Consider the following 13,271-nt stretch of genomic DNA (forward strand, 5'->3'; position numbering starts at 1 on the left):
ATGTCAAACGAAATCAAACGTCTTCAAACCAACGCACGCATGAGTCAGGTAGTGATCGCGAATGGTTATGTCCATCTTGCGGGCCAGGTCCCGGACAACGCCAACGAATCGATCACTGAGCAAGCGAGCAATATCCTCACGCGAATCGACACGTTGCTGGCGTCTGCCGGCGTCGACAAGACCCGGCTGATATCGGCCAGTATCTGGCTGAGCGACCCGAAGCACTTTGCCGAATTCAATGCCGTGTGGGACGCATGGATTCCCGAAGGTCATGCCCCCACGCGCGCCTGCGTCCAGGCATTGCTGATGAAGCCCGGCTGCGACGTCGAAGTCGCCGTGACCGCGCTTGCCTGAACTCACCAGGAAACGCGTATGAAGTTCGATACTGTCGTGCTCGGCGGCGGCATAGTCGGTGTGTCCATCGCGGTGCATCTGCAAAAGCGCGGCCGCTCGGTCGCGCTCGTGGACCGCAAGCCCCCGGGCAACGAGACCTCGTTTGGCAACGCGGGACTGATCCAGCGCGAAGGGGTTTATCCGTACGCGTTTCCGCGTGCGTTGAGCGCTCTCCTGAAGTATTCGCGCAACACTGCGCTCGATGTCCGTTATCACCCCAACGCCATCCTCAAGCTCGCGCCGTTTCTATGGCGATACTGGCGCAATTCACATCCGTCGCGGCACGCCGTGATTGCGCGCTGGTACGCGACCCTGATCGAGCATTGCGTGACGGAACATCGGATGCTCGCGGCCGAAGCGGGTGCGAGCGCGTTGCTGCGGCCGAGCGGCTGGATCAAGGTGTTCAGGACGAATGCAAAACAAGATTCGGAAATGGACGTCGTGCAGCGTTGGCAGCGCGAGTACGGCGTGAGCTTCGACGCCCTCGATCCAGCGCGTCTGCGTCAGGCTGAACCTGATCTCGACGCGTCGTTGAAAGGCGGGCTGCGCTACACCGCGGCCGATTCCGTCAGCGACCCGAACGCGCTGGTCACCGCTTACGCGCAGTATTTCGATCGGCTGGGCGGCCGGTTTTTCATCGGCGATGCAACCACGCTCAGGGACCACTGGACCGTCGATACGCAGGCGGGTTTGGTGAGCGCGAGAACGGCTGTGCTCGCGATGGGACCCTGGTCGGGCGATCTCACCAGGCGGCTCGGCTACAACCTGCCGCTCGCGGTCAAGCGCGGTTACCACATGCACTACGCGGCGAGGTCAGACGCGCACCTGAACCATCCGGTACTCGATGTTGAAAACGGTTACCTGATCGCGCCAATGTCACGCGGCATCCGCCTGACGACGGGCGCGGAACTCGCACTTCGCGACGCACCCAGGACGCCCGTGCAACTGGATGCGGTTGAACCGATCGCACGCGCTTTGTTCCCGCTGGAACGCCGCCTCGACGATGCACCCTGGATGGGCCACCGTCCTTGCACGCCTGACATGATGCCGATCATTGGCGCCGCGCCCAGGCATGACGACCTGTGGTTTGCATTTGGGCACGCGCATCATGGGCTGACGCTCGGTGCGATTACGGGGCGGCTTATCGCGGAATTGGTGACGGGCGAAAAACCCCTCGTCGATTTGCACCCCTTCAGGGCCGACCGATTCTGAACGCGCCGCTTCGACGCGCTTAGACTAACGAACTTGTCGGTCCCAATCGCGAACGCGCCAGTGGTCGGCGCTGCGCCCCTTCCCCGCAATCACGCCACGCGCCGGCCTTCAAGGTACGTCGCGCGGGGCACCGGCAAGCGACCTGCCATTGCGACGCGCACGAAATCAGCCCTGAGTCCCAGGCCGATCGCGCCGCGATCCGTCAGCCCGGCTGCCTTGGCCGGAGCCGACGATATCGTGCGCATGGCCTGGGGCAGCGACCAGCCGGCTTTATCGACGAGATCGAACGTGGCGGTCAGCAAGCTCGATGGCACATAGTCCGACGACAGGATGTCGAGCAATCCCGCGCGCGCCATCTCCAGCGCCGATACGTTGCCCGAATGCGAGCCGCCGCGCACGACGTTCGGCGCCCCCATGATCGTCGCAATGCCATGATCCCTTGCCGCTTGCGCCGCGATCAGCGTGGTCGGAAATTCGGCGAGCGCGACGCCGTCTTCCACCGCTTCCAGCACGTGCTCGACCGATGTGTCGTCATGGCTTGCGAGCGGCAGACCCAGTGTCTTGCAGCGCGCAACGATCTCGCTGCGATGAACCCGCGCGTACCGATGCTGGTCGTCAGTCAGTTCATTGAGCACCGTGCTCGCGTGTTCGTCGGTCCATTTGCCGTGACGCTCCTGGTACTTGCGCCACTGCACCGGATCGTGCCATTGACGCTGGCCGGGCGTATGGTCCATCACGGAGACGAGGCGCAATAAAGGATGCGATACCAGCCCCTCGAATACCTCGATCACGTCCGCTGCAGCCACTTCGCATCGCAGATGCAGGAAGTGATCGACGCGCAGCATGCCGCTCGCCGTGAGCCGCTCGATCGAGCGCGCGCAGTTGGTCTGTATCTCCTTGCCGCGTACACCCACGCCACCACGCGAGCCAATCCCGAGTGCATCGAAGACGGTAGTGATGCCCGCCGTTGCAACCTGGGCATCGTGCACGAGGATGGCTGCGTCGTGATTCCACAACACGCCGGGGCGCGGCGCAATATGCTTTTCGATGTTGTCGGTATGCAACTCGACAAGTCCGGGCAACAGATATTCGCCGCCCCAGTCCTCGGCTTCGGCCACCGATGTTGTGCCGGGCGCTATCTCGGTGATGCGGCCATCGGCTACTCGAACTACGCCTGTGAACTCTTCATCGCGAGTGACGATGCGCGCGTTTTTGATCAGCATGTCTGCAAGGTTTCCGTAATCGTTGACGTCGTTGGCGCCGTTGCCGCCTGCCCGGCGGGAGCGTTGAGTTGGATCAGTCGAGTCGCGACACGTTCACGCGTGTCCTCGTCATGAAAAATACCGACGATTGCCGCGCCCCGCTCGCGTGCCTCCACGATCAGATCCGCCACCACCTGCCGGTTCTCGGCATCGAGCGACGCGGTAGGTTCGTCGAGCAGCAGGAGCGGCTGTTCAGCGATCAGCCCGCGCGCGATATTGATGCGTTGTTGTTCACCGCCGGAGAACGTAGCCGGTGCGAGCGTCCAGAGACGCCGCGCCACGTTGAGGCGTTCAAGCAGCGCACCGGCGCGTGCCCTTGCTTGTTCTTCATCCATGCCGCGCGAGATCAGCGGCTCGCTGACGAGATCGAGCGACGACACCCGCGGGATAGCGCGCAAGAACTGGCTGACATAACCCATGGTAGTACGGCGCAAGCGAATCACATCATGCGGCAGCGCGTCCGACAGCGACAGGTATTGCGATGTCCGGCTGTCATCACCGCTGTCATCACGAATGGCAACCGTGCCGCGCGTGAGCAGGTAGTTGCCGTACATGCAGCGCAGCAGCGTGCTCTTGCCGGCACCCGAAGGTCCCGACAACACGACACACTCGCCTCGTTCTACATCGAGTGACACACCGGCAAGCGCAGCAATACGCACGCCACCCTGCTGGTGCAGCGTAAAGGTCTTCTCGACCCTTCTTGCACGCAGCATCAGCGCCGCGCGCTCAGCAAACGCAAGCTCATTGGAAAGATCGGCATTGGCATTCATTCTCGTACCTCAAACTGGCAGCACGGACGCAACCAACGTCTGTGTATAGGGATGTTGCGGGTCATCGAGCACCTGGTCGGTCAGTCCGCTCTCCACCACTCGCCCGTCCTTCATCACCATCAAACGATGCGCAAGCAAACGCGCAACGCCAATATCATGCGTGACGATCAGGGCAGCGAGATGAAGCTTGGCGGTCAGCGTACGCAGCAGGTCCAGCAGCCGCGCCTGCACTGAAACGTCCAGCCCCGCTGTAGGCTCGTCCATGAACACGAGGCGTGGCTTCGTCACAAGATTGCGCGCAATCTGAAGCCGCTGCTGCATGCCGCCTGAAAACGCGGCAGGCAACTCGTCGATACGCGCGGCATCCAGTTCGACCTGGTTCATCCAGTCCGACGCGGTCTCACGCAGACGTCCGTAATGGCGCGCCCCGTTCGCCATCAACGGCTCACCGATATTCGCGCCGGCCGACACGCCGTGACGCAGTCCGTCACGTGCATTCTGATGCACGAAACCCCAGTCGGTACGCGCGAGCATTCTGCGGCGCGGCATGGGCAACGTGAACAGATCGAGCAGTTCATGCTCCACGGTCCGGTAGTGCAACGCGCCATCATTCACAGGCGTACGCAGCGCAAGCCCGTTGAGCAACGTGGACTTCCCTGAGCCGGATTCACCGACGATGCAAAGCACTTCGCCCGGGTAGATATCGATGTCCACGTCGACACAGCCGCCGCGGCCGTCATAGCGCTTCGTCAGTCCGCGGCCGGTGAGCAGAGGGAGTGCGGGTGTCGAGAGATTCATGCGTCCTCCTGTTCCTGTTTCAGTTCCTGACCCGCGCGGCGTTCCTGGCAGTAGTCGCTGTCCGAACACACGAACATGCGCGCGCCCGCGTCGTCCACGATCATTTCGTCGAGGAAACTCTCACGCGAACCGCACAACGCGCACTCATGGTCCCACTGCTGGATGGTGAACGGATGATCTTCGAAGTCGAGACTCCGTACCTTCGTATAAGGCGGGATCGCGTAGATGCGGCGTTCGCGGCCCGCACCGAAAAGCTGCAGCGCAGGGTTCATGTGCATCTTCGGGTTATCGAACTTGGGGATAGGCGACGGTGAAGTGAGATAGCGGTCGTTGACGAGCACCGGGTAATCGTAGGTCGTCGCAATGCTGCCGTGCTGCACGATGTCCTCGTAATACTTCACGTTGATCAGCCCGTAGTCCGCCAGCGCATGAAGCTTGCGAGTCTCGGTCACGCGGGGTTCGAGACGGAACAGCGGCTCGGGCATCGGCACCTGGTACACAAGGATCTGCGCTTCGGTCAGCGGCGTTTCGGGAATCCGGTGGCGGGTCTGGACAATGGACGCTTCCACCGTGCGCGTGGTGGTCGCGACACCCGCCGTGCGCGCAAAGAAGCGGCGGATATTCACGGCGTTGGTGGTTTCGTCCGACCCCTGGTCGATCACCTTCAGCGTGTCGCTGCGTCCGATGATCGCGGACGTCACCTGCAAGCCGCCCGTTCCCCAGCCATACGGCAAGGGCATTTCCCGCGATGCAAACGGCACTTGATGACCCGGCACGGCCACGGCTTTCAAGAGCGCGCGACGGATCATGCGTTTGGTTTGTTCATCGAGGTAGGCGAAGTTATAGCCTTCAGCCATGGCAGTTTCTTCGATACGCGCATTCATGCGGCGTTCTCCTCGCTGGGCTCGGGTTGCGCTTCAAGATCTTCTGGCGCTTCCTGTTCGCGTTGCGCTTCTTTGTCGATGCCCGCACGCAGGCGTCGCAGCAACTCGAGCTCGGACTGGAAGTCCACGTAGTGCGGCAATTTCAGATGCTGCACGAAGCCCGATGCTTCCACGTTGTCGCTGTGATACAGCACGAATTCCGGGTCTTGCGTTGGCGACGAAACTGCCTCGCCCAGTTCTTGCGCGCGCAACGCACGGTCGACCAGCGCCATCGCCATGGCCTTGCGTTCAGAGTGGCCAAACGCGAGGCCGTATCCTTGCGTGAACGTGGGCGGCACGTCGCCGCTGCCCGCAAACTGGTTGATCATCTGGCACTCGGTGATGTCGATATCGCCGATCTCCACCGCGAACCCCAGCTCTTCGAGCTCCAGCTCGACGGCAACTTCGCCGTAACGGATCTCGCCGGCGAATGGATGCGAGTTTGCATAACCGCGCTGCGTGGCGTAGCCAATTGCCAGCAGGAAGCCCTCATCGGCACGGGCGAGATTCTGCAAACGGACCGGGCGCTGGACCGGGAACATCAGCGGCTCACGCGAGAGATCACCGGGTTCGGGCGCGTCCGCGTGCATCTTCTCCTGCTCGATCAAACCTTCCTTGTCGAGCAGGGCGAGCACGCGCGGCATCGATTCTTGCTGCGGGGCGATCGTGCTTGCGGCGCCGACGTTGGACGTGCGCGGGCCGCCTTCCGCGAGCAAGCCGAAATCAAGGAGACGCTGGGTGTAGTCGTACGTGCCGCCGAGCATCTGCCCGCCCGGAATATCTTTGAACGCAGCAGAAATGCGTCGTTCCGCGAGCATCGCCTCGGTATTGAGCGGCACGGTATAACCGAATCGAGGTAACGTCGTGCGATACGCCCGAAGCAGGAAAATTGCTTCCACGAGATCGCCCGCTGCCTGCTTGATCGCCAGCGCAGCAAGTTCTTCGTCGTAGACCGAACCTTCGGTCATCACCCGTGCGACCGCCAGCCCAAGCTGCTCGCGAATCTGGTCCACGCTGAGTTCCGCGAATGCTTCATCGCCGCGCCGGTTGGCCGCCAGAAGGTCCCATGAACGTTCGATCGCGCGTTCTCCGCCTTTGACTGCAACGTACATCAATCCACCTCCACGCGAGTGGTACGCGGCAGGCCAATCACCGATCCGCCGTGCACGAAATAACAGTCGATACCGCAAGGAAACTCGCTCGCCAGCAACGCGCGCTCATGCCAGAACGAAGCCGGTACGCCGGTGATATGGACCGCGTGCGAATCGCGAATACCGGGGCCGCGCCAGGTCATCGGCGTGCCATCGTTAAGAGAGTCCACGCGGATGAACAGCATGGCGGCGTTCTCAGGCGTCTCAGGGTCACCGAGCGAGAAAGCATCGAGCGGCGGCATCGATCCAGCATCGTGCAGGTAGGCGAAAACCGCTTGCGCGTGATCGTGCGTCAGCGGCGCGCCGGTGTGAAAACGCAGCGCGTCGCTCAAGCCGCGATGCTCATGTTGCAGCAGCACGGGCGTCGAGTAGTCGGCGAGTGCGAGCAGTGCGGCGAACGCGGCCATGGGCACGTGGGTTTCAGCTGTACTGCCCTCCTGGTCCAGGCCAGGTAACACGGCATCGATCGAGACGATCTTGCCGGGCCGCGAAAGCGCGTCGAGCAGTGCACGGAACACGCCCTGCGAATCATGGACGGTGTCGTTGAAACCGGGGGTCAGGGTGGCGAGGTCGATGCCCGCGACGTCCGCGACATCCACACCGCGCAAGTTGTTTGAAAGCTTGTCAGGTAACATCAGTCGCCCCTTACCATCGTAAAGAATTCCACCTTGGTGCCCGCGGCGCGGGCCTGTTTTTGCGCCCGGTTTTCAGCGATGCGGGCCGCGAGCGGCGCCAGCAAGTGCTCCTGCATCCGGGCTTCGAAAGCAGGTGTCTGCAGCAGCGCGTCGGCGAGCGCGGCAAGCGTCACCCGCTCCTTGTCCCGCCCCATGTGAACCGCGATACCCACCGCGGCGCGCCCCTCGCGAACCCGCAAGCGCAGCGTCGCACGCGTCACAGTCACTTCGCCCAGGTTGAACGCATCCCCGCTGCCGCCAACGCGTCCGCGCACCATGGCGAGACCAATATCGGGGGCACGCAGCCAGTCGAACTCAGGCGCCGGCGCGCCGTCCAGTGCGGTATCAAGCGCGTCCTTCATGCAGGCCCGCGGCGTGCGCGCCAGGATGGCCAGCCACTCCCGCCGCGTCGCGGGACCGGACGGTGCGGGTGGCGCGGGCGTCTGCGCAGATGTACTCATGGTCATACCTCGGGTCATGTCTCGTTCGTAACGGGTAAAGGGGGGTAAAGGGGCTAAAGGGGGTAGAGGGCGCACTTGAAGCCCCAGGCCGCGTCCGTGGCTTCATCGTCCTGTCGAGCCTGAACGGTACTAGAATAGTCATCCGGTCGTCTAGACGTTTGTGCAACCGGATGAAAATTCCTTCTTGGTGCCCTGCTTTCACATTTTCGCCATCGGCGGCGCACTACAATGCCGAAAACGATATTCAAACCGACAGGAATGACAGCGACATGACATCTAACGAAACTGGCGCAACTGGCACCCCGGGCCTGGCGGTGGAGCGCGGCGCGGGCGTTGCGGTATGGCGTCAGATCGAACAGATTCTTTCGGCGGAGATCACGGCTAAAAGCTTTGGCGTCGATGGCCGCCTGCCCAGCGAGGCTGAACTCGCCCGGCGTTTCGACGTCAACCGGCACACTGTCCGCCGGGCGATGTTGCGGCTCGCCGCCACGGGGCTAGTGAGCGTCGAACAAGGCCGCGGCACGTTTGTGCAACCGGGCGCGATCGACTATCAGATCGGGCGTCGTACGCGCTTTACGGAAAACCTGCGGCGCAACAACCAGGCATCCGTGGGCGTGGTTCTTTCGAGCGCGAAAGTGAAGGCCGATCCGGTCACCGCGAAAGCACTTTCCCTCCGTGCAGGGACGTTCGTGTACGAGATCGAGACGCGGCATGATTCTGACGATGTGCCCCTGACCTATGCGCGTAGCTGGTTCCCTGCCATGCGCTTCACCGACCTGCCGGGCGTGCTTGCCGGCGTGGAAGGAGTCAGCGCGGCGCTGGTGCAATTCGGCGTGGTTGACTACACGCGTAAATGGAGCCGTATCGGCTGCATCCTGCCTAGTTCGGACGTCGCGCGGCGCTTGCAGATCAATCGTGCGCAACCGGTGATGTGGGTTGAAAGCGTCGACGTAGACGAAGCCGGCGTCCCCATCAAATACGGCATCACCCACTTCGCCGCGGACCGGGTGCAATTGCTGGTCGAGGACGGCATATGAGCGGCGCTGAGAACGACAGCGTCTTGAACACCTGGACGCCTGCTTCGCGTATCGCGCTCTACTACGCCCCCCCTGCGTCTTGCGCGTGGTGGCGCGCGGGCTGCGAATGGCTTGGCCGCGATGCCGAGACCGGACGCTCGATCGAGACGCCCGAGGAAAGCGCCCTTACCGCACTCGGGCAGACCGTTGCCGCGCTTACCGGTTCACCGCGCCGCTATGGTTGGCACGGAACACTCGTCGCACCGTTCCATACTGCCGACGGTGTTACGCCCCAGCAGGTTTTGTCGGAGGCTCGCGAGTGGGCCAGCCGCATCACCCCGTTCGATGCCGCCCTGTCCGCCGTCGAGATGGGCCGCTTTGTCGCGTTGAAGGCGGCGCGTCCCGATGACGACGCATCCATCCGCCAGGTTGCTGCCGGCGCGTTGCACGCGCTCGCCTCATTGCGCGCGCGGCCCTCGGCAGAAGACGCCCAACGGCGCCTGGCGTCAGGCTTGAGCGCGCGGCAGCAAACCTTGTTGCACGAATGGGGCTACCCGTACGTGCTTGATGAATTCCGCTTTCATATGACCCTCTCCGATGCACTCGATTCGGCTTCGGTGCGTGCGGCAATTGTCTCGCTGTGGCAAACGCGAGCTGAAACGCTCGGACCATTGCCCTTCCACGGGGCAGCGCTTTTTGTTCAACCGCGGCCGGATGCGCCTTTCATTCTATGGCAGCGCCTGCCCTTCGCGCATGAACGCTCGGAGGCCCTCGAATGACCCCGGAATCCGGTCGGCTGATCTACGTGATGGGGCCCTCGGGCGCCGGCAAGGACTCCTTGCTTGGTTTCGTTCGTGAACGCATTGGCGCGCAGGTGATGTTTGCGCATCGCTACATCACGCGCCCCGTTTCCGATGGCGAGAACCATGTCGCATTGAGCCACGAGGAATTCCTCGCGCGTCTGACCAATGGCGTTTTCTCGATGCATTGGGAAAGTCTCGGACTGCACTATGGCATCGGCGTCGAAATCGATGCGTGGCTCACGCGCGGGTTGCCGGTCGTGGTCAACGGTTCGCGCCAACATGCACCGGCGGCGCTCGAACGCTATCCGTTCACGCAGTTCGTCCACATTCACGCAAGCCCCACGGTCCTGGCAGCGCGGCTTGAGCGCCGCGGCCGGGAAGATTCCCGGCAGATGGAAGCGCGGCTTGCGCGTCGTCCCGCACTGGCGCTTCCCGACGAGGCGCGGCTCATCACCATCGACAATTCGGGTCTGCTTTCCGAAGCAGGCCAGCAACTTCTGGCCGCAATCACTCAGCAGCAGCTTTGATAAACCATGGGCCGGCTGGAGCCGGCCCATGGTTCAGATCACGCGTTCAGATCACGCGTTCAGATCACGCGTTCACGAAGCCACGCGGATGCCAGGTCGATCAGTGTCACGATCACGATCACCATCAGCAGCACGGCTGAGGTTTGAGCATAGTTGAACGAGCGGATCGCTTCGTACAACACAACACCAATACCTCCGGCCCCGACCATGCCGACCACCATCGCCGAACGTACGTTCGACTCGAACCGGTACAACGCATACGAGATCCACAACGGCAGGACCTGCGGCAGCACGCCGTAAAGCACTTCGTCGAGACTGCTTGCGCCCGTTGCGCGCACGCCTTCTGCCGGCCGTGCATCGATCGCTTCAACCGCTTCGGCGAACAGCTTCGCCAGCACGCCGGTGGTATGCACCCAAAGCGCGAGCACGCCCGAGAACGGCCCGAGGCCCACCGCGACAATAAACAGCATCGCAAAGACCATCTCGTTGATCGCGCGGCATGAGTCCATCAGGCGGCGCACGGGCTGCGCAATCCACATCGGCGCAATGTTGGAGGCCGACAGCAGCCCGCACGGCACGGCGCACACCAGCGCGAGCGCCGTGCCCCATACCGCCACCGCCAGCGTAACGATCATCTCGTGAACGTAGGTGCGCCAGTCGGAGAAGTCCGGCGGGAAGAAGTCCCGCCCGAACTGCAGCATGTTGCCGGAATCGCTGAAGAGATCGAGTGGGCGCATGTCTGCGCTGTGCCAGGACAACCCGAGCACAGCTACTACGACCAACCATCCGAACATGGACAACCAGCTTCGCTTGGGCTGTCCCAGTTCGAGCTTCAGGGGCAGCGAACCGCCCCGTGCGCTGTCGAGGGAATAAGCGTCGGCGTTATGCTTCACTTCGCGGCCACGCTATCCAGTTGGGCGAGCTTCTGATCAAGCGCCGCGATTTGCGTTTTCTTGTCCGAGTCGGACATATGCGCGTCGTTCTGGACTTGCTGCTTCTTCTGGAACAAGGCCATTTGACGGATCGGTACGAGCTGGGCGTCGCTGGAATCCGTGAAACCCGACAAGCCCGTGATCCCCGCCATGATCGCCTGCTCGCGCGGATCGCTCTGCGCGTAGTGATCGAAGAAGTTGCGCAGCTTGTCCTTCGTCGCCTGCGGCAGGTCGCGGCGCCATACCAGCGGGTCCGACGGAATCAGCGGCGACTTCCACAACACGCGAACCTGCTTGAGCATATCGGGGTGATTTTGCCTCAGCGTTTCGACCATGTCGGTGTTGTTGGTCGCCACGTCCACACGGTTGTTCACCACAGCCAGCATGTTCGCTTCATGGCTCGACGGAAGCACGCTCTTGAAGTCACTGCGCACCGAGATGCCGTTCTTCGCAAACAGGTAATACGACGGCACCAGTGTGCCCGAGGTCGAGTTCGGATCGCCGAAACCGAGGTTGATGTCGTGCGTGTTCTTCAGCACCTGATCGACGCTCTTCCACTTGCTGTTCACGTTCGTGATCAGCAGCGAGTAGTAGCCCGCTTCGCCGCTCTTGTACTTCACCTTCGCAAACACTTCGCCATTGCCGCGGTCGACGGCTTCGATCGCGGACGCATTGCCGAAGTAGCCGATCTGCACCTTGTTAAAGCGCATCGCTTCGATAATGCCGGCATAGTCGGTCGCGAAGAACGGCTGGACGTCGAGACCGGTCTGCTTGTTGAGGTCGTCGATCAGCGGCTGCCAGCGCTGCTTGAGCGCCGACGAGTTGTCGGTCGAGATAATGCCGAAGCTGAGCGTTTCGGCGCGCGCCATCTGCGTGACGAAACAGGCGGCAAGCGCTACACCGGCCAGAAGAAGACGGGCTGATTTCATCGAATAAGTCCAGGTTTGAGAGAGGTCAAGGCAGGGGTTCAAAGCGGGATGTACGAAACACAATGAGCGCACACGTTCAGGAGCTGGCGGCGGACGCAGACGCGAATGCCGCGGAGCGTGCCGACGCTCCTTCGGGCCTCGCAGCGGCACGGTCCACAGCACGTTCGGCTTGCTTCTCCACGTCGCGCAGTGCGCTCTCCGTGTCGGTCAGCAGCTCTTCGGCTGCAGCACCATAGAGGTCACGCAGCAGGGCCGGCGTGAGGCTGGCGGACAGCCCGTCGTAGACCACGCGACCGTCGCGCAAAGCGACGGTGCGCGCGCAGTATTTCATCGCTACGTCGATCTGATGCAAGGACACCACCACGGTCAGGCCGTGATCCTCATTGAGCGACTGAAGCAGTTCCATGACACGCCGCGACGACTCGGGGTCGAGCGATGCAATGGGTTCGTCGGCGAGGACAATACGGGCGCGCTGCACAAGCGCACGTGCCAGCGCAGCACGCTGTTGCTGACCGCCGGACAGCGTGCTGGCGCGCTCGTTGATGTGATCTCCAATGCCCATTGCGCTCAGCGACGCCATCGCAAGCTCATGCTCCACCCGCGGAAACCGCCCGATAAGACGCCGCCACAACGGCACGCGCGACAATGCGCCGAGCAGCACATTAGTGCGCACGGTGAGACGCCCGACGAGATTGAACTGCTGAAAGACAAACGCGACATCGCGGCGGATTCGGCGAACCTCGCGCGCGACCTTGCCGTTTTGCTGGATGGGCCGCCCGAGCAGCGTGACATGCGAAGGCGCGGGGTCGGATGCGGTAAAGCCTGCAATGTGCCGCAACAGCGTGGACTTTCCTGAACCCGATGCACCAATCAGCGCGATCATTTCTCCTTCACCCACTTTCAGGTCGATGGAGTCGAGCGCCTTGCGGCCGTTATTGAATGTCTTGCAGAGACGTTCAATATGAATTGCATCCATGGTGTCCTCACAATCGCGTGTCAAAGCTTTGCAGCGTCGAGACGGATTCTAGGAAGCCAACATGACGTCGCGGTGACGCTTGCAAGACGTCTAGATGAATACACGAATTTGAACCGTGCGCAACGGTAACAATGCTGCGGTGAATGTGAATGATCGTGCACCTGCCAAAGATGCTGAACACGTACGCCAAGACGGGTGAAAATTAAGGGTGCGAACCTCTCGAAGCTGGCGCCCATGCATATGAAGAAACGCAGACAGCGTTCGGTCATTTAAATGTCGACAGCCAAGCGTCGCGGATGTCATGACAGGAATCCCTACAATTGGGTCAGCCGCCCCCTTCCCCGCGAAAGCAAATCGAAATTTTCCTCCCGCATTCTGTCCGTATAGCGCGATAAATTCATTTGATTCCTCGATTCAGTGCACGATATATTTACGGGCGACAGC

Annotated in this window: 15 protein-coding genes; 5 read left to right on the forward strand and 10 right to left on the reverse strand. The window is 62.0% G+C overall.

Annotation, left to right across the window (positions count from 1 at the left end; translation table 11 throughout):
- Both ACSOSP_RS04280 and ACSOSP_RS04285 read left to right on the forward strand, forming a co-directional pair.
- A complete protein-coding gene (locus tag ACSOSP_RS04280; RefSeq protein ID WP_455309731.1) occupies nt 1-354 on the forward strand; it encodes a RidA family protein in 354 nt (117 codons plus the stop codon).
- Nucleotides 355-372: 18 nt separating this feature from the next.
- On the forward strand, nt 373-1,605 hold the full coding sequence (locus ACSOSP_RS04285; RefSeq protein ID WP_455309732.1) for an NAD(P)/FAD-dependent oxidoreductase: 1,233 nt from the start codon (nt 373-375) through the stop codon (nt 1,603-1,605).
- Nucleotides 1,606-1,694: 89 nt separating this feature from the next.
- Here the strand turns inward: ACSOSP_RS04285 and ACSOSP_RS04290 are convergent, their stop codons facing one another.
- Genes ACSOSP_RS04290 through phnG form a run of 7 tightly spaced genes read right to left on the reverse strand, consistent with a single transcriptional unit; the run spans nt 1,695 to nt 7,644 of the window.
- The gene (locus ACSOSP_RS04290) at nt 1,695-2,828 is read right to left on the reverse strand and encodes an alpha-D-ribose 1-methylphosphonate 5-triphosphate diphosphatase (RefSeq protein ID WP_455309733.1); all 1,134 of its coding nucleotides are present in this window, start codon (nt 2,826-2,828) and stop codon (nt 1,695-1,697) included.
- Nucleotides 2,822-3,637 carry a phosphonate C-P lyase system protein PhnL gene (gene phnL, locus ACSOSP_RS04295; protein WP_455309734.1) on the reverse strand — a complete coding sequence of 272 codons (816 nt, stop codon included), beginning with the start codon at nt 3,635-3,637 and terminating at the stop codon, nt 2,822-2,824. Before phnL ends, ACSOSP_RS04290 begins: the two co-directional genes overlap by 7 nt.
- 9 nt (nt 3,638-3,646) lie before the next feature.
- A complete protein-coding gene (phnK, locus tag ACSOSP_RS04300) occupies nt 3,647-4,435 on the reverse strand; it encodes a phosphonate C-P lyase system protein PhnK (protein WP_455309735.1) in 789 nt (262 codons plus the stop codon).
- Nucleotides 4,432-5,319 carry an alpha-D-ribose 1-methylphosphonate 5-phosphate C-P-lyase PhnJ gene (locus ACSOSP_RS04305; RefSeq protein ID WP_455309736.1) on the reverse strand — a complete coding sequence of 296 codons (888 nt, stop codon included), beginning with the start codon at nt 5,317-5,319 and terminating at the stop codon, nt 4,432-4,434. The genes phnK and ACSOSP_RS04305 overlap by 4 nt, the downstream gene beginning before the upstream one ends.
- Nucleotides 5,316-6,470, reverse strand: coding sequence for a carbon-phosphorus lyase complex subunit PhnI (locus ACSOSP_RS04310; RefSeq protein ID WP_455309737.1), 1,155 nt, complete (start codon nt 6,468-6,470; stop codon nt 5,316-5,318). Before ACSOSP_RS04310 ends, ACSOSP_RS04305 begins: the two co-directional genes overlap by 4 nt.
- Nucleotides 6,470-7,144: a phosphonate C-P lyase system protein PhnH gene (gene phnH / locus ACSOSP_RS04315; RefSeq protein ID WP_455309738.1), complete on the reverse strand. Its 675-nt coding sequence runs from the start codon at nt 7,142-7,144 to the stop codon at nt 6,470-6,472. The genes ACSOSP_RS04310 and phnH overlap by 1 nt, the downstream gene beginning before the upstream one ends.
- A complete protein-coding gene (phnG, locus tag ACSOSP_RS04320) occupies nt 7,144-7,644 on the reverse strand; it encodes a phosphonate C-P lyase system protein PhnG (protein ID WP_455310845.1) in 501 nt (166 codons plus the stop codon). The genes phnH and phnG overlap by 1 nt, the downstream gene beginning before the upstream one ends.
- A 269-nt stretch (nt 7,645-7,913) precedes the next feature.
- Here phnG and phnF point away from each other — a divergent pair, with 269 nt between their 5' ends.
- The 3 genes from phnF to phnN are packed head-to-tail and all read left to right on the forward strand — an operon-like array spanning nt 7,914 to nt 9,990.
- Nucleotides 7,914-8,681, forward strand: coding sequence for a phosphonate metabolism transcriptional regulator PhnF (gene phnF / locus ACSOSP_RS04325; protein ID WP_455309739.1), 768 nt, complete (start codon nt 7,914-7,916; stop codon nt 8,679-8,681).
- Nucleotides 8,678-9,439 (forward strand): DUF1045 domain-containing protein, encoded by a 762-nt coding sequence (locus tag ACSOSP_RS04330; protein WP_455309740.1) that lies wholly within the window; start codon nt 8,678-8,680, stop codon nt 9,437-9,439. The genes phnF and ACSOSP_RS04330 overlap by 4 nt, the downstream gene beginning before the upstream one ends.
- Nucleotides 9,436-9,990, forward strand: coding sequence for a phosphonate metabolism protein/1,5-bisphosphokinase (PRPP-forming) PhnN (phnN, locus tag ACSOSP_RS04335; RefSeq protein ID WP_455309741.1), 555 nt, complete (start codon nt 9,436-9,438; stop codon nt 9,988-9,990). The genes ACSOSP_RS04330 and phnN overlap by 4 nt, the downstream gene beginning before the upstream one ends.
- 59 nt (nt 9,991-10,049) lie before the next feature.
- Here the strand turns inward: phnN and phnE are convergent, their stop codons facing one another.
- The 3 genes from phnE to phnC form a co-directional block, all read right to left on the reverse strand.
- A complete protein-coding gene (gene phnE, locus ACSOSP_RS04340; protein WP_081889781.1) occupies nt 10,050-10,784 on the reverse strand; it encodes a phosphonate ABC transporter, permease protein PhnE in 735 nt (244 codons plus the stop codon).
- Nucleotides 10,785-10,879: 95 nt separating this feature from the next.
- A complete protein-coding gene (gene phnD / locus ACSOSP_RS04345; protein ID WP_455309742.1) occupies nt 10,880-11,851 on the reverse strand; it encodes a phosphonate ABC transporter substrate-binding protein in 972 nt (323 codons plus the stop codon).
- Between the two features lie 76 nt (nt 11,852-11,927).
- The gene (phnC, locus tag ACSOSP_RS04350) at nt 11,928-12,827 is read right to left on the reverse strand and encodes a phosphonate ABC transporter ATP-binding protein (RefSeq protein WP_455309743.1); all 900 of its coding nucleotides are present in this window, start codon (nt 12,825-12,827) and stop codon (nt 11,928-11,930) included.
- Nucleotides 12,828-13,271: the final 444 nt, after the last annotated feature.

The organism is Caballeronia sp. KNU42, assembly GCF_053760385.1.

Bases quoted from the DNA above. Each gene is read 5' to 3' on its own strand.
- ACSOSP_RS04280 (WP_455309731.1), top strand. From the start codon at position 1: ATGTCAAACGAAATCAAACGTCTTCAAACCAACGCACGCATGAGTCAG.
- ACSOSP_RS04310 (WP_455309737.1), bottom strand. From the start codon at position 6,470: ATGTACGTTGCAGTCAAAGGCGGAGAACGCGCGATCGAACGTTCATGG.
- ACSOSP_RS04305 (WP_455309736.1), bottom strand. From the start codon at position 5,319: ATGAATGCGCGTATCGAAGAAACTGCCATGGCTGAAGGCTATAACTTC.
- phnC (WP_455309743.1), bottom strand. From the start codon at position 12,827: ATGGATGCAATTCATATTGAACGTCTCTGCAAGACATTCAATAACGGC.
- phnH (WP_455309738.1), bottom strand. From the start codon at position 7,144: ATGTTACCTGACAAGCTTTCAAACAACTTGCGCGGTGTGGATGTCGCG.
- phnL (WP_455309734.1), bottom strand. From the start codon at position 3,637: ATGAATGCCAATGCCGATCTTTCCAATGAGCTTGCGTTTGCTGAGCGC.
- phnK (WP_455309735.1), bottom strand. From the start codon at position 4,435: ATGAATCTCTCGACACCCGCACTCCCTCTGCTCACCGGCCGCGGACTG.
- phnF (WP_455309739.1), top strand. From the start codon at position 7,914: ATGACATCTAACGAAACTGGCGCAACTGGCACCCCGGGCCTGGCGGTG.
- phnE (WP_081889781.1), bottom strand. From the start codon at position 10,784: ATGTTCGGATGGTTGGTCGTAGTAGCTGTGCTCGGGTTGTCCTGGCAC.
- ACSOSP_RS04330 (WP_455309740.1), top strand. From the start codon at position 8,678: ATGAGCGGCGCTGAGAACGACAGCGTCTTGAACACCTGGACGCCTGCT.
- phnG (WP_455310845.1), bottom strand. From the start codon at position 7,644: ATGAGTACATCTGCGCAGACGCCCGCGCCACCCGCACCGTCCGGTCCC.
- ACSOSP_RS04285 (WP_455309732.1), top strand. From the start codon at position 373: ATGAAGTTCGATACTGTCGTGCTCGGCGGCGGCATAGTCGGTGTGTCC.
- phnN (WP_455309741.1), top strand. From the start codon at position 9,436: ATGACCCCGGAATCCGGTCGGCTGATCTACGTGATGGGGCCCTCGGGC.
- ACSOSP_RS04290 (WP_455309733.1), bottom strand. From the start codon at position 2,828: ATGCTGATCAAAAACGCGCGCATCGTCACTCGCGATGAAGAGTTCACA.
- phnD (WP_455309742.1), bottom strand. From the start codon at position 11,851: ATGAAATCAGCCCGTCTTCTTCTGGCCGGTGTAGCGCTTGCCGCCTGT.